Annotated in this window: 17 protein-coding genes; 8 read left to right on the top strand and 9 right to left on the bottom strand. The window is 46.2% G+C overall.

The window, feature by feature from the left end:
- Nucleotides 1–185 precede the first annotated feature (185 nt).
- Nucleotides 186–2,525, top strand: coding sequence for a glycoside hydrolase family 9 protein (locus CWM52_RS11400; RefSeq protein WP_100684209.1), 2,340 nt, complete (start codon nucleotides 186–188; stop codon nucleotides 2,523–2,525).
- A gap of 678 nt (nucleotides 2,526–3,203) precedes the next feature.
- Here CWM52_RS11400 and CWM52_RS11395 read toward each other — a convergent pair.
- The 3 genes from CWM52_RS11395 to CWM52_RS11385 all read right to left on the bottom strand — a co-directional run bounded on the left by CWM52_RS11395 (nucleotide 3,204) and on the right by CWM52_RS11385 (nucleotide 6,667).
- Nucleotides 3,204–4,217 carry a LacI family DNA-binding transcriptional regulator gene (locus CWM52_RS11395; RefSeq protein ID WP_227521288.1) on the bottom strand — a complete coding sequence of 338 codons (1,014 nt, stop codon included), beginning with the start codon at nucleotides 4,215–4,217 and terminating at the stop codon, nucleotides 3,204–3,206.
- Nucleotides 4,218–4,326: 109 nt separating this feature from the next.
- On the bottom strand, nucleotides 4,327–5,226 hold the full coding sequence (locus CWM52_RS11390) for a MalM family protein (RefSeq protein ID WP_227521287.1): 900 nt from the start codon (nucleotides 5,224–5,226) through the stop codon (nucleotides 4,327–4,329).
- Between the two features lie 151 nt (nucleotides 5,227–5,377).
- The gene (locus CWM52_RS11385) at nucleotides 5,378–6,667 is read right to left on the bottom strand and encodes a carbohydrate porin (protein WP_100684207.1); all 1,290 of its coding nucleotides are present in this window, start codon (nucleotides 6,665–6,667) and stop codon (nucleotides 5,378–5,380) included.
- Between the two features lie 1,206 nt (nucleotides 6,668–7,873).
- Between CWM52_RS11385 and CWM52_RS11380 the strand changes: the two genes are divergently transcribed.
- The 5 genes from CWM52_RS11380 (at nucleotide 7,874) to CWM52_RS11360 (ending at nucleotide 12,518) form a co-directional block, all read left to right on the top strand.
- Nucleotides 7,874–8,179, top strand: a complete 306-nt coding sequence (locus tag CWM52_RS11380) for a PTS sugar transporter subunit IIB (protein ID WP_100684206.1) — start codon at nucleotides 7,874–7,876, stop codon at nucleotides 8,177–8,179.
- A 19-nt stretch (nucleotides 8,180–8,198) separates the two neighbouring features.
- On the top strand, nucleotides 8,199–9,533 hold the full coding sequence (locus tag CWM52_RS11375; RefSeq protein ID WP_100684205.1) for a PTS sugar transporter subunit IIC: 1,335 nt from the start codon (nucleotides 8,199–8,201) through the stop codon (nucleotides 9,531–9,533).
- Nucleotides 9,534–9,571: 38 nt separating this feature from the next.
- Nucleotides 9,572–10,951, top strand: coding sequence for a glycoside hydrolase family 1 protein (locus CWM52_RS11370; protein ID WP_100684204.1), 1,380 nt, complete (start codon nucleotides 9,572–9,574; stop codon nucleotides 10,949–10,951).
- Nucleotides 10,952–10,961: 10 nt separating this feature from the next.
- A complete protein-coding gene (locus CWM52_RS11365; RefSeq protein WP_142255891.1) occupies nucleotides 10,962–11,273 on the top strand; it encodes a PTS lactose/cellobiose transporter subunit IIA in 312 nt (103 codons plus the stop codon).
- 354 nt (nucleotides 11,274–11,627) lie between these two features.
- Nucleotides 11,628–12,518: a GNAT family N-acetyltransferase gene (locus tag CWM52_RS11360; protein ID WP_100684202.1), complete on the top strand. Its 891-nt coding sequence runs from the start codon at nucleotides 11,628–11,630 to the stop codon at nucleotides 12,516–12,518.
- A 54-nt stretch (nucleotides 12,519–12,572) separates the two neighbouring features.
- Here the strand turns inward: CWM52_RS11360 and CWM52_RS27120 are convergent, their stop codons facing one another.
- Together CWM52_RS27120 and CWM52_RS11355 are read right to left on the bottom strand one after the other, a co-directional pair.
- Complete coding sequence (locus tag CWM52_RS27120; protein ID WP_416308805.1) at nucleotides 12,573–13,067, bottom strand: EAL domain-containing protein; 495 nt, start codon at nucleotides 13,065–13,067, stop codon at nucleotides 12,573–12,575.
- Nucleotides 12,952–14,022, bottom strand: coding sequence for a CSS-motif domain-containing protein (locus tag CWM52_RS11355; protein WP_416308804.1), 1,071 nt, complete (start codon nucleotides 14,020–14,022; stop codon nucleotides 12,952–12,954). The genes CWM52_RS27120 and CWM52_RS11355 overlap by 116 nt, the downstream gene beginning before the upstream one ends.
- Nucleotides 14,023–14,717: 695 nt before the next feature.
- On the opposite strand from CWM52_RS11355, the gene CWM52_RS11350 reads away from it, so the two are divergent.
- Nucleotides 14,718–15,374: a TetR/AcrR family transcriptional regulator gene (locus tag CWM52_RS11350; protein WP_100684201.1), complete on the top strand. Its 657-nt coding sequence runs from the start codon at nucleotides 14,718–14,720 to the stop codon at nucleotides 15,372–15,374.
- A 58-nt stretch (nucleotides 15,375–15,432) separates the two neighbouring features.
- Here the strand turns inward: CWM52_RS11350 and CWM52_RS11345 are convergent, their stop codons facing one another.
- From CWM52_RS11345 to CWM52_RS11335, 3 genes are all read right to left on the bottom strand, one after another.
- Nucleotides 15,433–16,416, bottom strand: coding sequence for an MDR family oxidoreductase (locus CWM52_RS11345; protein WP_100684200.1), 984 nt, complete (start codon nucleotides 16,414–16,416; stop codon nucleotides 15,433–15,435).
- A 386-nt stretch (nucleotides 16,417–16,802) separates the two neighbouring features.
- Nucleotides 16,803–17,759 (bottom strand): alpha/beta hydrolase, encoded by a 957-nt coding sequence (locus CWM52_RS11340; protein ID WP_100684199.1) that lies wholly within the window; start codon nucleotides 17,757–17,759, stop codon nucleotides 16,803–16,805.
- A gap of 190 nt (nucleotides 17,760–17,949) precedes the next feature.
- Nucleotides 17,950–18,384, bottom strand: a complete 435-nt coding sequence (locus CWM52_RS11335) for a winged helix-turn-helix transcriptional regulator (protein WP_206057710.1) — start codon at nucleotides 18,382–18,384, stop codon at nucleotides 17,950–17,952.
- A 69-nt stretch (nucleotides 18,385–18,453) separates the two neighbouring features.
- Between CWM52_RS11335 and CWM52_RS11330 the strand changes: the two genes are divergently transcribed.
- Nucleotides 18,454–19,407 carry an aromatic alcohol reductase gene (locus CWM52_RS11330; protein ID WP_100684198.1) on the top strand — a complete coding sequence of 318 codons (954 nt, stop codon included), beginning with the start codon at nucleotides 18,454–18,456 and terminating at the stop codon, nucleotides 19,405–19,407.
- A gap of 138 nt (nucleotides 19,408–19,545) precedes the next feature.
- Here the strand turns inward: CWM52_RS11330 and CWM52_RS11325 are convergent, their stop codons facing one another.
- Nucleotides 19,546–20,406, bottom strand: a complete 861-nt coding sequence (locus tag CWM52_RS11325; protein ID WP_100684197.1) for an SMP-30/gluconolactonase/LRE family protein — start codon at nucleotides 20,404–20,406, stop codon at nucleotides 19,546–19,548.
- Nucleotides 20,407–20,435: the final 29 nt, after the last annotated feature.

The following is a 20,435-nucleotide window of genomic DNA, read 5'->3' as shown; positions in this document are numbered from 1 at the left end:
GGATGGGCTGTGTATATGAATTTGTAAATCAACACAAACTACAAAATATTTAGCACGTAAACAATTCCATTCATCAGAAGGCGGCGAAAGGAGTTGCATCAATCTATTTAATTGCTGATTGATTTTTCTGTGATCTATTTTGTTGAATCATTAGGTTTAGGGTGCCTCAATTCGGAGAGTTTACAATGAAAATACGCAGAACAGTTAAGTTCTCACTCATTTTCTCAAGTCTTTTTGCTTTACAGGGGTGTGTCAACGGTGATGGCAGCGCGAATGATCCGAGTGCCAACCCGGCAGAGGAATTAGTGAATAATGGTAGCTTCGCCTCTGGGATGGATGGTTGGTGGGGCGCAGGCGGCCAGCTGGAGCGGATAGACAGTATGGGATGTTTCACCTTCACGAATGGCGGGGCGAACCCCTGGGATGTCATTTTTGCGCAGTCCGGGATCCCGCTGGCCGAAGGTCAGTCTTATCATCTTAGCTTTACAGCAGTCACGAAGAAGCCGATTAGCGCCAAGATTTTGGTTCAACAAGATGGCGCGCCATATACCAACTATTTCGTGCAAGACGTGGAATTAAACGAAACGCGAAAAGATTTTAATTTTAAATTCACGCCGAAATCAGCAGATGAGAAGGCCCAGTTCCAGCTACAGCTGGGTACCCAGTCTCCGACAACGGTTTGTCTTAGCAACGTTTCCTTGAAAGGGCCCCGACTGAAGTTAGCAACGAACTTTGCGCCGATTAGGGTAAACCAGGTCGGGTACTTGCCGCATGCCTTGAAACGAGCAACCATGGTGAGTGATTCGACGCAGCCATTGAACTGGACTCTGCTCAATAGTGTGGGGACGAAAGTCGCAGAAGGCCAGACTAAACCTTTCGGTATTAATCGCGCCTCGAATGAGAACGTGCATATTATCGATTTTAGCCAGTACACTGAAGAAGCAGACAAATTAACTTTGGTTGTTGATGGTAAAAAGAGCCATCCATTTAATATCAGTAGCAAACTGTATCATCAGCTGAAGTACGATGCGCTCTCTTTCTTCTACCAGCAGCGTAGCGGTATTGCTATTGAGAAAGAGTATGTTCAACGCCCCGATCTTGCTCGTCCGGCGGGGCATCCATCAGAGCGAGTAACTTGCTTTAATAAGACCGACGCCAAAGGTAATAAATGGCCTGGCTGTGATTATAAACTGGATGTTACCGGTGGCTGGTATGATGCGGGGGACCAGGGTAAATACGTGGTAAACGGGGGTATTTCCACATGGACCTTAATGAATTTCTTTGAGCACGAGAAATACTCTCGCAATATTAAGGAAAGTGCATTTCGCGATGGTAAGGTAAAAATCCCAGAAAATCATAATAGCAAGAACGATCTTCTGGATGAAGCGCGCTGGATGATGGACTTCATGCTGGCAATGCAGGTCCCTGATGGCAAGAAGGCGTGGGTGCCCGTCGGAGATCAATCCGCGCATCTTGAGGCGCTCAAGCTGACAGAGATCGATGCTTCAGGGATGGCGTTCCATAAAGTGGCCGATGAGGCCTGGACCGGCATGCCGCTTCCTCCACATAAAGATCCTCAACCGCGTTATTTAAGTCAGCCGAGTACTGCAGCGACCTTAAATCTGGCGGCGACGGCGGCGCAATGTGCACGTGTCTGGAAAGATACGGACGCGGCCTATGCGAAACGCTGTCTCACTGCGGCAGAGAAAGCATGGAAATCGGCTAATAAACATCCGAATATTTATGCCTACGATAACTTTGTTGGTTCTGGCCCGTATGATGACACCAAAGTGGATGATGAGTTCTATTGGGCTGCGGCTGAGCTGTTTACCACAACAGGTAAAGCGGAATATCTCGATGCGATAAAACATTCGCGCTACTACCTCGCCAGTCCTAAGGGCGATAAAGAGGCGACGGGCGATCTCTTCTGGCAGGATGTCTCTGCTGCCGGTACCATTACCCTGGCGATGGTGCCTAACAATCTTCCAGCTGAAGAAGTTAGCAAAGCCAGACAGACCATTATTAATACTGCGAATGCCTACGCGCAAAGCGTTCAGACCGAAGGATATCTGATCCCTTATTCTGCTGAGCAGTATCCATGGGGTTCTAACTCGAATCTGATGAACCGGAGTATTTTCCTTGGTCTGGCGCATGATTTCACCGGAGAGCGCAAATATGTCCAGGCGATGTCTGACGCCATGGATTATATTCTCGGTCGCAACCCGCTTGATCAATCCTATGTATCCGGTTACGGTAGCCGGCCGCTCAAGAATCCACACCATCGATTTTGGGCACAGCAGATCGATCCATCATCACCGCTTGTGCCGCCAGGCGTAATGTCCGGCGGGCCAAACTCGATAAATTTCAGCGACCCTATCGCTGCCAGTCTCAAAGGACATTGTGTCGGGCAAACGTGCTGGAAAGATGAAATTGGCGCATGGACTCTGAATGAAGTGACGATTAACTGGAATGCTCCTTTCTTCTGGACAACCAGCTATATTGATGAAGGCTATCTGAATAAGTAAAATTGAAAATATAATATGAGGTGCGGCATGATGATATGCCGCACCTTTTTTTATGGCTGCTAATGAGCGTGAGTTCAACGGGTCATGGAATGGGGATGCGTGAGGGCGCTTATTCGCCGTTGGCGGGTAACAAGGGGTATGTACTCTCTATTTTGTTGGTAAGCCGTGTCAGTCACAATGGCCAGGGGTTCTGGCCCATCCGCTACTGAAGGCTCCTGGGGTGCCTCACTGGGGAAACCTCGCAACCACCTCGACAACGGCACTTCTGGTTCCGTAGTATCTCTGAGCAGCACAGAGTCTGCTTTCTCTGGCCTTAAATGCCACTCATTCGGACTCAAACGACCAGCCAGCTAAGGCTATCAATGATTAAAACAACATCCGTTGTCTGAATATTGTGAGGCTGTTTTCATAGAGAAAAAATAATCTCTGTAGAGAAAACAGAATAAATACATGGCGTTATTTGATTGATATTTTTCAATGGATTCAGACCGGGTGTGGGAGGGAAGGCCCGCATTAATTTTCAGGCCGGAAGGAGAGTAGACTGGCAGCATAAGATGAAACCTTCCTGGCTCACAAGGAAAGGTTTTTCTCGATATGGTTGATGATTAGAGAATGTAAAACATCCATGAACTTTCGCTAAAATTGAGTTGACCAAAAAGCTCACTCATCGATGGTCACTTATTTGAATTCCAGAGCGGTTTTCCGGTTGACAATCTGTAGCTCAGGAAGCAGGGATTCATTTTCGTTTTTTACATCATCACCACCGTTAATTAAGCTAAGCAGCGTCTGCGCTAACTTAACCCCGGTTTCATAAATTGGCTGTTTAATGGTGGTGAGGGGAGGGTTACTGTATGTTGAAAAGGGCAAATCATCGAAGCCAATGATGGAAATATCATCAGGCACATCTAAATCAGCCTCTTTGAGGCCAAGTATTGCGCCATATGCAGTTTGATCATTGGCACAGAATATGGCGCTGAAATCAATATTACTGGCGACCAGATTCTTGATCGCCTGACGACCACCTTCTTCGCTAAAGTCACCTTGCACAACGAGGTCTGGATTATACTCAATACCGGCAATGCTCAGCGCCTGACGGTAGCCATTGAGACGATCAATCGCATCCTTTTGATCCGTCTTGCCAACAATATGCGCAATCTTTCGATGCCCGAGATCTAATAAGTATTGCGTTGCCATATAACCGCCGAGGCTATTATTGACATTAAACGAACGGACCTGCGCTGTATTAATATCATGGCCTGCTGCTACGATAGGGACCTGAAGAGATAATTCAATAAGACTCTGTTGGCTAACGTGCCCGGTTAATATAATTATGCCATCCACGCGTCGATCTATTAATAACTGCATACGTTCGAGTTCTTGCTGCGATTTCCAGTGACCGCTCACAACAACAGGAACGTAACCGGTTCCTTCAAGGGTTTTTTCCACACCACGTAACATTTCATTAGAAAATGGACTATCAAGATGCTGTGTCAGCACGCCAAGCGTCATTGACTGGCCGCTCTTTAATGATTGCGCCATGAGATTGGGCCGGAAATCTAACTCCTTTATAGCCTGCTCAACCGCAATACGCTTCTCTTCAGCAACTTTAGCCGATCCTGTCAATATACGAGAAACGGTACTTGCAGAGACACCTGCGACACGAGCAATATCATAAACTGTCGTGCTTTTCATCCTGGCTTTCTTCACGTTCTTCACGTTGCTCTCTATTACATTTAATGGTTCAATAGAATCGTCATGGTTACTCATAGAGCAGGGTACGATAGATGTGGTGAGTACTCAACTATAAATTTTTCCTTTCATTATCCTCAATCACAGAAAAGAAAACATCTCTGGCTTTTGTAAATCCGGAACATTCAGCTTCACGAACATAGCCGATCGCCTGTTCATAGTCTTTGAAAGATAAAGATTTTCGTATCATTTCATAATATTGTTGCGCGCTAATACCAGCAACAGGCCTGGGTGTATTTTGCAGACAAACAGGCGTCCTTGCCGGGATTTCGTCAGGAGCATAACGCTCATCAGCACTTTTTATAAGTTCAAGCTTTATCCGGCCCGTGGTTGAATGGGGGACAGCGAGCTTAGAAAATTTACCAACATCTGAAACCCGATCGTAACGCATGCTATTTTGTAACAATTCATTGTTGACAACAGTACTTCCGGAAGCGTCTTTCGTGGTTGTAAAAATTAACAAATACAGTTTTGTATAACCATCCGGTAATGAGAATGAGCCTTTGTAGAGGTTGGCGCCGAATGAATCCTCGCTATAGGGGAAATGGCTACTTTTTATTACATTAATAACGTTAAAGTTTTCATCTAAAATCATCACCGATGGAATGAACACGCTAAAATCTAATGGCGAGCTTAGTTTTACAGAGCGACCTGCCTGTTTGCCTTCGACAGAATAGGCCGCAACATAACTTTTCTCTGAGTTAAAAGAAAAAACCTGGCTGTTTTCATTGATTTGGGCTATAGCACTATCGCCCTGGATAGGGATGTAATTGATATTGCTGAGTTTATCGATAGCAGTCTTTGCCTCAAGAGCATTCCGGTCGAGGGCGACCTGTTCCTGAAATGAATGAGCATTCATACCTGATGTCGATGCTACAAATGAATTACAACCAGTCACCATCAGGCTGATGAGTAATAGAGACAGATTTAGCGAAGATTTTTTATTTTTCATACTTAATAAAGCCCCTGTGATTGTAATTTTTTAAAATCGAGTAAGTATTAGCGAGAGCTGTTTATTATAAAATTAATTCTGCTAGTGCGGTGAGCGTCACATCAGATGTAAAGCGGATCTTTAGATCCGCTTTACTATCGACCTGCCGTCATTACCACCACATATCGGCCTGGACACCGACGAGGAAGTCGCCGCGACTGTCCATCCAGCTCACATCGTATTTACGGTCAACATAAGTCGCGAGCAGTCGAATTTCCGGGGATGGCCCCATTCCCGTATTAACGGTGAATGTCGGAACAAAACTAATTTTACTGGATCGGCTGCCTTGGTCCATATTGTTCACGACTAGTTTATTATCGGCATAACCAACTTCTGTCTGTATTGAGAAGAACTCATTGAATGGGAAAACAGAGCGTAATGATGCTGCATACCATGAGTCATGGTGGCCCGCTTCATAATCATTATATTGATAGGTGAAGGTTGGTAAAATATGGACATTCGCGCCATACCATCCCCCCCATACAAACATGCGATACGATTGGTCGCCCTCCTGGACCTTTGTTTGATATGGTTTGTAGCCACTATTTACGTCTTGCAATGTTTTCTGGTAGAGAGAGCCTTTACGATACATCGATGTATTCGTTAAGGTCGCTCCCAATAGATCTCCGGAACCTAGTCCACGACCTGCCTGAAAAATAACTTTTGAAAAACCACCCGTAGCTGTAAAGAAATCATCCCGCGAATAGATGACTGTTCCTTCTATGCCTTTAGTTGCATACTTTTTATCATCACCAATGAATGAGTTATCTGGCATCTGTTTAGCGGCGATCTCAAAATCCCATGCGCCATATTTTGCGCTGGAGTGCACAGTGTGCATGATCGCCGAACTACCGTCCGGGCGTTCAGTATGGTCAGTATCATTACTGACGATGTAAGCCAGATCCCATTTTCCACCACCCAATTCAAGGTCTTTAACCCCAATACCCGTGCCTGAGTAATCGGTATAGAAATAATCGGTTGTGAATACATAGTTTTCGCGATCGTAGTATCTCAGTCCACCCCATACTTTCCCCGTTGGGGTGATGCCGCCGAGTTCTACATAGCTTTCAGAAATACCCGTTTCGCGCGGCGCCGCACGGGTTTGTAATCCATCACCTTTAGATTCGATTGTCAGATGAATATCGACAGATTTACCATCATTTAAATTCCATAGTTTATTCAGTCGCCCCTCCCAGCTGTTGTCAACTTCAGCCCCAAGACGGCCCATGTTTTTATCAATTTCATCAGCATAACCCGCTTTGCTAAAGTTATCTCTGGCATCAAAAAGGGACCCGGCTCTTATATATCCGTGAAAGCCGATGGCTTCACTCGCCGTTACCTGCGAGGAAAGCATGATCCCAAAGCAGAGCATGATTGAACGTGCGAGGTAGTTCTTTTTCATAATAATCCCTTTTCAAAGTATATTGATATGTTAAAAGTCTTTAAGTAAAAACAATGGTCGATAGGGTAGTGCTATTTAAACAATGGATGATTAATCCCTTGCTCTTGTTTATTGTTAGTGCAAGCCCGGTCCTTTCTTTATTAAATAAAATTAAAACCTGGGCGCAGTTAATCAATAATGAGATTAACTGTTTTTGTGTTAATTGTTTTGAAAAAAATAATGGCTGTACTTATACCGATTATGAGATCTGTATTAACGATAACCGTTCTGCAGCAATGTACTTCACATTTTATAATCTCAATCTCACAAGCTAATGCCATGCGATGGGGAAATCTCAATACATTACTTCAGCGTTCATTTCAGGACTTGATACTCCTGATAATTTCCACTGTTGTCACATTAAAGATATCCCGGCATGAATATTACCCAGTATTAATCAATTTCATAAGTCATATCCTCATAGAGGTTTTACATAATTAACAAAGTCACAATGAGATAAGAGGGGGGTATTCACGTGACCCTGCTTCGCCTATGCCACCTTAGAACCGGTTTGTGGATTTTACGCAGTCTTAAACCAGCATTAGACATCGATTGGTATTTAATCTCCAAGAAATCGGTTTCATGATCAACTGTATTTTAACCTTTTGTTATGAATTGTGCGATTCGTCACATTTGTTAATATTTAATAACATTATGAATTTATTGTGTTTTTTGCTTAAATCCAATCAATATACGATTCAGTGAAATTTATTTTTGGTTGATGATTTTTTAGATATCGGTTTCATTATGTCTCTGGCGATACTCATGCACATATCAAGTTGTAGCGCTCAGCCTCTGAAGGTCTTGCCGGGGCAAACAGCGAGGAACTGGGTATGAAAAGTGCGATTTCATAGCGTTTCCCAGGTAGTTACGCAGATGATAGCCCCTGTCATTTCTGCCGGTTTTACGACGAACGATGGGCTGGCACAGTAGGTTATGCCTGTTACGTATGAGACAGAACAAGGTTTGATACCGGTATCTATCCAGATCGAGAAGAGGGATGATGATTAAGCGAAAAGCGCGTTTTTATAACGCATTGTTATTTATTGAATTTTTTAATTTGCGTAGTGATCACCATCACGATTATAGCATTTATCCTTGAAATCGATTTCCTAGAAAAGAATATGGATTTATATTGCATCGAACTATCAATATGGAGATTTAAAAATGAAGAAGATCATGCTTTGTTGCTCTGCAGGTATGTCCACCAGTTTGCTTGTTAAAAAAATGGAAGCAGCTGCAGCAGCGAAGAACCTGGATGTCGAAATCAAGGCTTTTGGGGTTGCTGAATTTGATGAGAATATGCCCAACTACCATGTTGTACTGCTTGGACCACAAATCAAGTATATGCAGGATAATTTATCCTCCAAAGCGGCCGTTCATGGAATTAAAGTCCATCCTATTGAAATGCTGGATTATGGGATGCTGCGCGGAGATCGGGTGCTGGATATTGCATTAGAACTGGCTAAATGAATGTAGGGTGGAACAGCAGATGAGCTCATTTTATAATTTTTTGGTTGGCATAATTGAAAAACGGCTTGCGCCGATGGCCGGCGTTATTGCACAGCAACGGTATGTCCTGGCAATACGTGATGGATTCATCGCCGCGCTGCCGTTTATGATTGTCGGCAGTTTTATGCTTGTTTTTATCTTCCCCCCCATATCGAGTAATACCAGCTTTCAATTTGCGAAAGCATGGCTAAATTTTTCGGCAAACTATCGCGAACAGTTAATGTTGCCGTTTAATATGAGTATGGGTTTAATGACCATATTTATTTCAGTCGGGGTAGGGGCCAGCTTAGGAAAACAATATTCTTTAGATCCTATCACTACGGGTCTTCTTTCGTTGATGTCGTTTATGCTGGTTGCAGCCGATCTTAAGAACGGCGCCCTGTCAATGCAGTATTTTTCCGGGCAAGGTATCTTCACTGCGTTACTTTGTTCAATATATGCGACAGAAGTCTATCGTTGGTTGAAAAAACGCAATATCACCATTAAGTTGCCGGAGCAGGTACCACCTGGCGTTTCCAGGTCGTTTGAAGTCCTTATTCCCGTCATTGTCATTATGATGACCTTGCATCCTCTGAACCTTTTTGTTCACCATGCTACAGGGATGATTTTACCTGAGGCTATTATGGCGATGCTTAAACCCTTAGTGGCTGCATCAGATAGTCTTTTAGCTGTTATTCTGGCTGTGCTGTTGTGCCAAATCCTGTGGTTCGCAGGTATACACGGGACGATGATTGTTACCGGGATTATGAATCCTTTCTGGATGGCGAATCTTGCGTCTAACCAGGCTGCATTGGCTGCCGGGGAAGCAATTCCACATACTTTTGTACAAGGATTCTGGGATCATTACTTATTTATAGGAGGAGTGGGTTCAACCTTACCACTGGCCATCCTGTTGATTAGAAGCAGGGCGGCTCATCTTCGGACTATCGGACGTATGGGGTTTGTGCCCGGTCTTTTCAACATTAACGAACCTATCTTGTTCGGCGCGCCGATCATCATGAACCCGATTTTATTCATTCCGTTTGTATTTATTCCGGTGATTAACGCAATTCTTGCATGGTACGCAATTGATCTGGGATTAGTCGAAAAGGTTGTGATGTTGACCGCATGGACTACTCCCGCACCCATTGGCGCATCATGGGCGACTAACTGGGCTATTGCCCCTGTAGTCCTGTGCTTTATCTGTATGGCAATAGCTGCGTTAATGTATTATCCGTTCGTAAAAGCATATGAGAAAACGTTGCTAGCGGCAGATAATTCAAACTTAGAAAGTAATAATGAAGGAAGCTTTGAATTAAAGTCTGAAAAAGTCTGATACGTAAAATTTAAATATTTAAAGTCATGAGGTTATGTATGGAATACAAATTCCCGGATGGGTTTTGGTGGGGGAGCGCTTCATCTGCGACGCAATCCGAAGGTTCGGTTGATGGCGATGGAAAAGCAAAAAACATATGGGATCATTGGTATAATATTGAGCCAAACAGATTTCATGACCAGGTTGGACCTGCTGAAACATCAACGTTCTATAAGAATTATCATCAAGATATTCTTTTAATGAAGCGTATTGGACACAATAGTTTTCGGACCTCTATCTCCTGGGCACGATTGATGCCGGATGGCGAGAAAATTAACATCGAAGCCGTCAAATTTTATAATAATGTCATTGATGATCTAATCGCAAATGGCATTGAACCTATTTTCGGGCTATTCCATTTCGATATGCCGCTATACTGGCAGGAGTTGGGTGGCTGGCAAAGCAGGGAAACTGTTGCAGCCTATGAAACGTATGCCAAAGTTTGTTTCGAACTGTTTGGCGACAGGGTTAAGCACTGGGTTACTTTTAATGAGCCGGTAGTCGTTGTTGAAGGGGGATATTTATACGATTTCCACTATCCCAATAATGTAAACTTCCGCAGCGCTGCGCAAGTTGCGTTTCATATCATGCTGGCACACAGTAAAGCGGTAAGAGCTTATAAAAGTATGGCGTTGCCCGGTAAGATTGGCATAGTGCTCAACCTGACGCCTTCTTACCCACGTTCAAATAACGAAGAAGATTTGAAAGCATCTTTTATTGCTGACCTGTTCTTCAACCGTTCGTTCCTCGAGCCAGCAATAAATGGTATATATCCGGTCGAACTGGTAGAGATTTTAAAGACCTACGATCAACTACCAGAATTTGAAAGTGAAGACTTAGAAATCATCAAACAAGGTAAGGTTGATTTCCTCGGGGTCAACTATTATCAACCACGAAGAGTCAAAGCCAGAGCAACGATGATCAATCCTGATTCACCGTTTATGCCTGATTGGTTCTTTGAAAACTATGAAATGCCTGGCCGAAAAATGAACGTCTATCGTGGCTGGGAAATTTATGCAGAAGGCATTTATGATATCTTAATCAACCTGCGCGATAACTATGGGAATATCCCTTGCTATATTTCAGAAAATGGCATGGGTGTTGAAAATGAGACAAGATTTATTGCTGATGATGGGCAGGTAAAAGATCATTATCGGATTGATTTTATCCGAGAACACCTGAAGTGGGTACACCGTGCTATTAGTGAAGGGTCTCAATGTCATGGCTATCATTTATGGACCTTTATTGACAACTGGTCGTGGATGAATGCTTACAAAAACCGTTATGGTTTCATTAGCCTCGATCTGGATTCTCAGGTTCGTACCGTCAAACAGAGCGGTGAATGGTTTGCAGAAGTTTCCGTGAATAATGGATTTTGATGAGGAAAGTATGTTAGATACTGAAGAAGTCGTAATGGGCATTATCGTTAATGCCGGCCACTCCAGAAGTTTATGCTATGAAGCATTACATCATGCGAAGGCGGGTGATTTTGATCATGCCACTGAATTACTTGCGATGGCTGCTGAAGCTGGCAAAGAAGCACATGCCATACAAACTAAGCTGATAGAAGAAGATGAAGGGATGGGGAAAACCACGATGACTCTTGTGATGGTACATGCGCAAGATCATCTGATGACATCTATTCTTTGTCGCGAAATTATCACTGAGCTGGTTCAAATTTATAAAAATAAATTGAATTAGAATTGATAATAAAGGCGCCCATAATTTGGTATCACGCTAGCTCAGCAACTATAGCGTAGCCATATTATCCGGGCGCCATTCTAACGTCGTCTACATCATGACTTTTATAGCGCCGACCTTATCCACGAAGGGTGAGGATGCCAGAATAATAAAGCCAGCCCTGGTCAGTAAAAACGACATAAACGCCATATTCTGGAATTAGCGTTCTGATTCAACTGTTGCAGTCGCTGCCGGAAGTGCCAGTCTGCATCGCCTTTATCGTCCCGGACAGTGTGAATAAAGACGGACCAGATGCCATCTGATTATTTCTGACAACAATACCGGTATTTACCTCGGAATAAAGGGTGATTAAATATGACATTAAAACATGCGCTGTGCGGATGGGTACCTTCGGATTTTGACCTCTATCAGGAAACCTACCTGAAGTACGGAGGCAGCGTGAATATGCACCCGGACGTTGTACGCTTTTTTATGGATGAAAAAAAATTAACATTCGATTTCTGGCATACCGAGCATAACGGGGATATCACCGCCGCGTATTTCGTGACGGATAAAAAATATCCCGGTCTGAATGTCTGTCAGGATTACCCGGTATCGTATGACGAAATCATTCTGCCCGCAGCCCCCGATCAGAAGGTTATCCTCCCGACGAAAACCAACCGACTGTCGTCGGTCCTGCGAGGGTGTGTCCGTAATTCCATCCCGGCCTTTGGCCAGGCGCCCGAGGTGTACCGAATTAAAGAGACGTTTTCGACGAAAACGACCCGGAAGCGGAATGGTGAACTGAAACGCTTTATTAATGCGGGCGGGGAAATCCGCTCCCTGGCTGAGATGGCAGCCGGCGAGATTGCTGACCTGTACGTCACGCTGTTCAGGTCCCGGTTTGTGGATTCGGTCAGGTGTTATGACAAATTCAGGATTGAAGCGCTCCTTAGCGCGCTACCGCAGATGGTTTCCGGGAATGCGCTCTTTTTTCACGGGGCGCCGTGTGCTCTCGACCTGATGCTCTGTGCGGACAACCGTAGCTTTTTGTATGTCGATGTGCCGAACGGGGGATTCGATCCGCAGCTGTCCGCGTTCAGTCCGGGCAGCCTGGTGATGTGGACAAATATCCAGGCGGCGCAGGAGCGGTGCCGGCGAGACAATAAGACGCTGTATTTCTCGATTGGCCGGAATGGTAAGGGGTGGGGCTATAAACAACAATGGGCTGACCTCTTTCCCGTGAGGAAAGTCCTGATGTTATAACCGTCCATGGCTATTTCCTGTTACAGGGATGAAAAAGATCATGAATACAGTTTGTCAGGCTTCGTTTCTGCCATTCTGTTGGCAGTACCAGTGATAAAAATCGGATGCAGGCATGGGTCTGCCATAATGATATCCCTGAACGTAAGGTACCTGGTTTTTTGTCAGCCAGTCGACCTGGTGCGCGGCGGTAACACCTTCTGCAATGGTGGTAAGGCCCAGGCGCTTACTGAGGCCGACAATGGTGTCCAGTACCGGCGTATCGGCTCCGGCTGAGGTCAGGCTGTCGATGAATATTTTATCGATTTTCAGATAATCTACCGGCAGGCTCTGAAGTAAACTCAGCGAGCAGTAACCCGTTCCAAAATCATCCACGGCCACCTGGCAGCCTTTCTTGCGCAGCTCATAAAGTTTCTCTGCGGCCACACCGGTATCTTCAACCAGACTCCGCTCGGTAATCTCCAGCACCAGACGGAAAGATGTGTCGAGGGACACCCATAGCCTCAGCACATCGGTAGTGAATGACCGCTCCATCAGGTGGGCTGCAGCAATATTCACGCCCAGATGGAAGGGGTCTGTCACCTGCCAGCTCCTGACATCTTTCCCAATCAGACCGCGTCAGACTGACAATCAGGCCTTCCTCTTCAGCCGCGCGGATGAACACTAACGGCGAGATGGTTCTGCCGTCGGGGCGCAGCCAGCGCATCAGAGCCTCCGCACCGGAACACGCTCCCGTAGCAGTTTCACAGACCGGCTGGTAGTGCACGGTAAATTCACCGTCCGCCATCCCTTTCCTGATTTCATCTGCCAGAGACATCTTTCTGGATTCCCAGCGGCGCCACATGTACAGCATGGCAAAGGTCAGTAACAAAGACAGGGGGCCGAGGAAAAGCAGGTTACGCAGCATGTAATAGCGAAGCGACAGCAGGGGGGTAAGAACCAGAAGATGCGCCTGACTGACGTCAGAACGAAACTCAGATCTTAACATTGTCTTATGAGGAATTAATTTCTCCTCGCCCGAGATAACGGGCCCGTCACTAAACCGGAGTTGCTGAACCGCATGATTCCCTTCATCAAGGGAATCCATCAGATCGGTGAAGTACCGGGTGTCCACCATGCTGAACGCAGTCATTCCGTTTCCGGCGCCGTATGCGTAGATAACTGCCGCATGCCCTGGCACGCTGCTGGTACCTTCTGTCGCGGTTATTTTCAGAGTGCCTGTGGGAGCTGAAACGGGAACGCCGAAAACCGCGGAGACACTTTGCTGCCTGGCTCCGGTCACCGACGAACAGACCAGAATATCCTCCTTGACCAGTCCGGTACTGCGGATGTAGGGGGTGAGGGAGCCGGTCGCCGTCATTTGCTGTAGGACACTTTCGCAGGGCATGGAAGCAAGTCTGGCGGTAACCTGGTTGGCATGGCGGGCAATGGATGTCACGTGATCGACATGGCTCAACAGAATGTCCGCCGTCACGGCCGTATCTCTGTTCAGTTGACGAAAAGCCATTCCGGACGACAGCAGTACAAGCAGGATCGCGGGAGCAAGAATACTGACAGCCAGCGCCCAAACCAGCGACAAAGCGTGAGCTGGTCAGCTATCTGACCGCGCAATTTGCCATGAGCTTACGCCTGGTCTGCAGGACACTGTTGCTGAACAGGGCGGTATCCGTTATCAGCCGGATAACAGCGAGCACCACATGAATCCCTGAGTGACCTGACGCCGGAAGAATTGATCAGAATCCTGAAAAAGGGCCGGAATCTGATTTAGCCTGGCATTGATATTGGGAGGGGTCATAATCTCTCGTGTGCGCGGTTTTAATTTAACTTATGTTGATCGTAAATGTTGTTCATAGGGAGTATGTTTTATAATGAATTGTTTTTTAATGATATTTATAAACCTTGTCCATTTTGCCAAAAAATTTACTTCATGAACCAAACCCAAATAAAAGCATTGCGACTGTTTTGATGAATTTCGATTCACCGAACCTCGTCTCTGACCAAGCGATCTTGCTCTACGTCCACTCAGTGCCAAAAGCAGACGTTGCTAATTCTGCACTTTGCAGCGATGGCGCTGTAGCGACAGGCTCTACCACTGTCCAATCGGCAAAAGCGACCACTTTGCCAATGCAGGCGATAAAGTGATTGAAGCTCTCGCGCAAAATCACTTATTCTTTTGCGTTAATAAAATGTAGGAGATGAGTCATGGCAGGCGAAAATCGTGGAAGGGGAAGGCCGCGAAAGACAGAAAGTACCTATGCAGATACTCGTAATGACCTGATCCGCAGCGGACTTGAACTTTTGACGCAAAATGGTTTTCTTGCGACGGGAGTCGATGCTATTGTTAAAAATGCCAATGTTCCTAAAGGCTCATTTTATTACTACTTTAAAAGTAAAGAGGATTATGCTCAGACCGTTCTGAATGCGTATGATAGTTTCTTCGAGCATAAACTCAAAAAACATCTACATGAATCATCCAGCACACCAATGGTACGTCTGGAAAATTTCATCAATGATGCCTGTGAGGGGATTAAAAAATACGATTTCACTCGCGGCTGCCTGGTCGGAAATATGATGCAGGAGAGTCCGGGGCTTCCGCAATCCTTTATTAAATTGCTACAGAATATTCTTGAGAGCTGGCAGGCACTAGTTGCGGCCTGCCTGTCCGATGCGTTATCTTCAGGCGAAATAAGTTCAAATATGAGTAATACACAACTGGCGGCTATTTTCTGGAGTGGCTGGGAAGGAGCGGTAATGCGTTCCAAACTATATTGTTCTACTCAGCCTGTGTATGACTTCTGGAGCTATTTTAAAACTTCAGTACACTATCAGCCCTCTCAAAGAGCGACAGCTGAACAGTAAAAGGGGCCGCGGCCCCTTAAAAGGTAATAAACCCAAGCTAAGCCTGGTATCTAACTGATTAGCTACATTGAATTACTGCCCGGCCACGAATTCCGCCACTCAGTAGTTTTTCGGCCACATTGATGGCTTCACTCAGCGGGTATACTGTAGTGAGGCTATCCAGTCTGGACTCTGGTAAATACTTTACTGCTTGCTGCCAGATCGCCGCTCTTTTTTCTTTCGTAAACATGACACTGTCAATCCCTTTCAGCGTGATGCCACGTAGGATAAACGGAGCTACATTACCCATCAGCTCCATACCCTGTGCCATACCGCAGGCCGCAACAATACTGCCATACCGCACCCCAGCGCAGGCATTACAAAGCGTGTGGCTACCTACTGTATCAATGGCGGCAGCCCATCGTTCTTTCTGTAACGGTTTTCCAGGGGAGGAAAGCTCTGAACGGTTAATAATTTCCTCTACACCGACCGTCTTATAGAGCCAGGCGGCTTCTTCCGGACGACCAGTAGACGCGGTCACGCGGTAACCCATCGACGCAAGGATCATGGCTGCAATACTCCCGACGCCTCCGCTGGCCCCAGTAACAAGTACCGGACCATCTTCAGGCTTAATACCATGATTCAATAATGCGTCGACACACAGCATCGCGGTAAAACCAGCTGTTCCGATTGCCATTACATGTTTGCTGTTTGCGCCAGCTGGGAGCGGCGTCAGCCAGTCTCCTTTTACCCGCGCTTTTTCGGAAAGCCCACCCCAGTGTTTTTCTCCTACACCCCAGCCGGTCAGGAGGACCTTATCTCCAGTCTGATATTCAGGGTATGAGCTGGCGGACACCGTACCGGCCAAATCAATGCCTGGCACCATTGGAAAGTGCCGCACGATAGGCCCGCGGCTCGTAATAGCCAGTGCGTCTTTGTAGTTGATAGATGAATAGTCGACACTGACCTCCACATCCCCCTGCGGCAGTTCACTTTCAGCAATTTCAGCAATTTGTGTACTGTAATGATCATCTATTTTGTTGATTAATAATGATTTAAACACTCTTACCTCGTCTTTCTGGCCGTATGCCAGTTGGCTATAAAGTAGGAATAAATAATATTGACCGATCGTCTAATAATCAACACTACTATCTCAGAGTTTTGTCATAACACAAGAATTGTTATTCTTTTCATCAAGTTAAATCTGTCTTTTTTGATTAATATCAAGCAAATTCGGTTTTAATTATGTAGGCAGCAATGTTAGCGCTCCTGCAAGATACACAGTCTATGCTTCAGGACATACTGATGATGAGATAAAACAAGTAGGCTTAGATTAGTTTGTCTGCTATCTCGCTCATAGCAGATCTTCATCCTAGCCATCATGACCGCTTCGTGCCACATGTGCACGTAGCTAACAACAGTCTGAGTTACTAATCGGAGGACAGGTCATCATGTATTTTCAGAACAAAGATGCCGGCGGAACCAGTCAACAACCACATTGATGACCACGGGTTGATACCAGTGATAATCCCCATGTTCTGCGCCTTCGATAAGTACGTAGTCCGCTTTATTTCCTTCGTCCAAAAGACCTTTGTAAAGCGTTGCGCTCTGCTTTGGTGATACTAATGTATCTTTAGTGCCATGCATTATCAGGAATGGAGGTTTGCGCCCTCTAATATGTCCTATGGGGCTTGCATTTATCGCTTTCTCAGGTGTAGAAGCGATGGATGCGCCTGGAAAATTCCTGAAAGCAACACCATTAATTAGCAGTGATTCCGTGACCGCTGGAGACTGATGCACTTTTTGACGGTCATCCGGAAAACCATCACCTATGTTACGCAGGTCTGATATTCCGTAAAGCGTGGCCACAGCCTGCACATCAGCGGACTGGCTGAGAAAATCGCCGTATTCGAATGATTTATCGCCATTTGTGGTCCCCAGCATCTGAGCCAGCCATCCTCCAGCAGAATCGCCAAATACACCAATTCGTGAGGGGTCAATGCCATAATCGGTGGCATGTTGACGAAGGTATCTTACTGCTGCTTTAGCATCTACTATTGGCGCGGGGAAGGTATCCGGGATTGTCCTATATTCTGCTGCAGCAACAACAAACCCAGCCTCCGCCAGGGCCATACGCATTTCCATAAATTTGTTGTGCTCAGCCGTCATAAATCCTCCTCCAGGAAAATAGATGATGGCTGGTTTCAAAAAACTGGTACGAGGCACCAGAAAAGACATGTGCAAATGCCTGACCGAGCGAGTGCTTTTAACTGTCTCATAAACAACATCGCTGATGTTATCTATCGGGTTACGCTTCATAGCGACCTGAATAATCTCAACTCCATGAACATAACCGGGAAGATTGTGATGTTCAGAAGAAACTGCGCCAATTTGTTTAGAAATCATAAAATGCTTCCATTGAAAATAGATCCCCGCAGAACCGAAACCTCTGTAACTATATCATCCCGGACGAGTCAAATGAGATCGGTTCTTTCCCTGAATAACTAATATAAATATTCATTCTCAAGACTTATCCATGCAAGGAGAGTATTTGTGACGAATCACTGGGAAATGATGTTTTTTCATTCAGAAACAGTTAGGTCATTGGATTGCTGTTATTTTTGTCATATTTCAGCCTGTCTTCACGAAAGCGAACCGCATTTTCGACGATCCAGGTCCATAGCGGGATCATGCGAACAAGCAGTTCCATACCAGTATCAGACAGCTCGTATTCGACTCGTGGTGGAACTTCATTGAAATCATGGCGGATAACAAGGCCGTCCCGCTCAAGTTGTCGTAATGTGCGCGTCAGCATGCGCTGAGTCACTCCGTGCATACGCCTGCCAATCTCAGCATGGCGTAGTCTTCCATACACACCAAGAGTGTTGATAACACCCAATGACCAGCGACTTCCTGCATGGGACAGCACTTCCCGCCGCAAGCCATCATCATCGTCTCTCAGACCCTTACAAACAGCCTGCGAATACTGAAGAATCTCGTCCCGATCCATTTCACTGACTCCCGGTATCATACATGTACCTTCTTTTTTAGCCTGTTATGAATTGCTAGAGTGGCGCAACAATTCATGTAAGGCCAGATTATGAGCAAAATTGATCTTAACACTACGTCTGAAAATATCCTCGTGCTCGGTGCCGGTGAGCTGGGCCTCCCCGTTCTGCGAAATCTTGCCCTTCGGGCAAAAGATGTGAAGAGAACAAAAATCAGCGTACTGTTGCGCGAAAGTACCTTAACTTCAGATGAACCTGGAAAAAAATTAGTTATCAAGGAAATCAGAAACCTCGGTATTAATATTGTCACGGGCGATCTCGTTAAGAGTTCTGTCGACGATTTGGCCAGCCTTTTTGCGCAATTTGACACAGTCGTTGGCTGCACGGGGTACGCGGCCGGAATAAATACACCGATGAAATTGGCGCAGGCGGCTCTGCAGGCGCGGATTCCACGATATTTTCCATGGCAGTTTGGTGCCGATTTTGATGCCATCGGACGTGGCAGTCCACAAGACATCTTCGACGCGCAGATTGACGTGCGTGATTTACTACGCAGCCAGCATGAAACTGAGTGGGTCATCATTTCGACCGGCATCTTCATGAGCTATTTGTTCGAACCAGACTTCGGTGTGGTCGATCTACAGAACGATACTGTTCACGCACTCGGCAGTATTGACAACACCATGACGCTGACAACACCGGATGATATCGGGACGCTGACGGCAGCGATCGTATTTAACACTCCTCGCATCCGGAACGAAATTGTGTATATCGCCGGTGATACACTGACCTACGCAGATGTAGCAGATAAGCTGCAATCAGCGCTTGGCCGTCCTTTCAGCTGCACGGAATGGAGCGAACAATATCTGATGGATAAACTGGCGCTCAACCCGCAAGACATGATGTCCAAGTATCGTGCCGTTTTTGCACAGGGGCGGGGAGTTGCCTGGGATAAAAAGCAGACATTCAATGAACGCCATAACATTCCGGTTACCGACGTGGCAGCATGGATTAATGCAAACCTGACCCCGGGCAGCTCGTTATAGACGTATTCCTGACCCCGGGCAGCTCGTTATAGACGTATTTAAGCTGCTGTAATAAATACCAGAGTCTTTCTCCTGCCATACCCGAAAATGGTGATGAGAAAGACCCTGTTCCCCCTGTTGGCACTGATAGCTAAGCGGTTACGCTGTATGAACTGAAAACCGGCTCTCCGGTAAACCCGGGAATACGGCTGATTTCGCTCTTAGCAGCGCTCCATCATGCCTTGATGGCACAGAAAGACCTAAGCTGGCACTGGTACAATACAGCGTTGTGAGTGCTTCTCCTGCGAGTGTAGGGCAAGTGCTCTGAATTCCTGGAGAGGGCAGGATACGGTCCGTCGTTCCGTCCGGACGATAACGTACAACACGGCTTCCTCCCCATTCGGCATTCCAGATATAGCCCATTGCATCCACGCAGGAGCCGTCAGGCGCCCCTTTTCCTTCTGTTGCGGTGAACACGCGCTGGTTATTCATAGAGGGATAATCACAGCACAATATACGGCCCTGCATCGAGTCACAGTAATACATCGTGCTGCCGTCCGGACTGAAGCAGATACTGTTCGGGATGGACACCTCAGGCAGGGGTAGCGTCTCAATGCTGAGTGTCGCTGCGTTTAGCCTGTGAAATTTTCCGATGACTTTCGCGGGGTACCCGTCATCCATGGTCCCGAAGACGAAATTACCCTCACGGTCGCACCGACCATCCCCTGTCCGTGTTCCCGGTCCTCCCGGTGATGCCACTACCGGTGTAAAGATACCCGTATTCAGATCGCAGAAGGCGAATCTGGACGCCAGCCCCATCAGTAAAACGTCAGAATTTTCAGTAAGTGCAAACGATCCGAGGCGCTCAGGCAGGGACCAGCGCATCACAACACTGGTGTCTTCTTCAAGGGCAAGCAGCTCGCTGCCTTCAATGTCAGTCCAGTAAATCCTGCGTGTTCTCTCGCACCAGATTGGGCACTCTCCCAGCAAATTTCTGGCATCAGCAGCCACTGAAAACATGTTATTTCTCCAGCATATAAAAGTTTCGC

This window comes from Raoultella sp. T31, from assembly GCF_002806725.1.
GTDB classification, from domain to species: Bacteria; Pseudomonadota; Gammaproteobacteria; order Enterobacterales; family Enterobacteriaceae; genus Klebsiella; species Klebsiella electrica.
Note: the sequence above shows the minus strand (reverse complement) of the source record. Positions and strands in the feature narration are given on the sequence as shown.

What these genes read in the sequence shown, in the direction of transcription:
- CWM52_RS11400 (WP_100684209.1), top strand. Translation starts at nt 186, where the DNA reads ATGAAAATACGCAGAACAGTTAAGTTCTCACTCATTTTCTCAAGTCTT.
- CWM52_RS11395 (WP_227521288.1), bottom strand. Translation starts at nt 4,217, where the DNA reads ATGAAAAGCACGACAGTTTATGATATTGCTCGTGTCGCAGGTGTCTCT.
- CWM52_RS11390 (WP_227521287.1), bottom strand. Translation starts at nt 5,226, where the DNA reads ATGAAAAATAAAAAATCTTCGCTAAATCTGTCTCTATTACTCATCAGC.
- CWM52_RS11385 (WP_100684207.1), bottom strand. Translation starts at nt 6,667, where the DNA reads ATGAAAAAGAACTACCTCGCACGTTCAATCATGCTCTGCTTTGGGATC.
- CWM52_RS11380 (WP_100684206.1), top strand. Translation starts at nt 7,874, where the DNA reads ATGAAGAAGATCATGCTTTGTTGCTCTGCAGGTATGTCCACCAGTTTG.
- CWM52_RS11375 (WP_100684205.1), top strand. Translation starts at nt 8,199, where the DNA reads ATGAGCTCATTTTATAATTTTTTGGTTGGCATAATTGAAAAACGGCTT.
- CWM52_RS11370 (WP_100684204.1), top strand. Translation starts at nt 9,572, where the DNA reads ATGGAATACAAATTCCCGGATGGGTTTTGGTGGGGGAGCGCTTCATCT.
- CWM52_RS11365 (WP_142255891.1), top strand. Translation starts at nt 10,962, where the DNA reads ATGTTAGATACTGAAGAAGTCGTAATGGGCATTATCGTTAATGCCGGC.
- CWM52_RS11360 (WP_100684202.1), top strand. Translation starts at nt 11,628, where the DNA reads ATGACATTAAAACATGCGCTGTGCGGATGGGTACCTTCGGATTTTGAC.
- CWM52_RS11355 (WP_416308804.1), bottom strand. Translation starts at nt 14,022, where the DNA reads ATGGCTTTTCGTCAACTGAACAGAGATACGGCCGTGACGGCGGACATT.
- CWM52_RS11350 (WP_100684201.1), top strand. Translation starts at nt 14,718, where the DNA reads ATGGCAGGCGAAAATCGTGGAAGGGGAAGGCCGCGAAAGACAGAAAGT.
- CWM52_RS11340 (WP_100684199.1), bottom strand. Translation starts at nt 17,759, where the DNA reads ATGATTTCTAAACAAATTGGCGCAGTTTCTTCTGAACATCACAATCTT.
- CWM52_RS11335 (WP_206057710.1), bottom strand. Translation starts at nt 18,384, where the DNA reads ATGATACCGGGAGTCAGTGAAATGGATCGGGACGAGATTCTTCAGTAT.
- CWM52_RS11330 (WP_100684198.1), top strand. Translation starts at nt 18,454, where the DNA reads ATGAGCAAAATTGATCTTAACACTACGTCTGAAAATATCCTCGTGCTC.
- CWM52_RS11325 (WP_100684197.1), bottom strand. Translation starts at nt 20,406, where the DNA reads ATGTTTTCAGTGGCTGCTGATGCCAGAAATTTGCTGGGAGAGTGCCCA.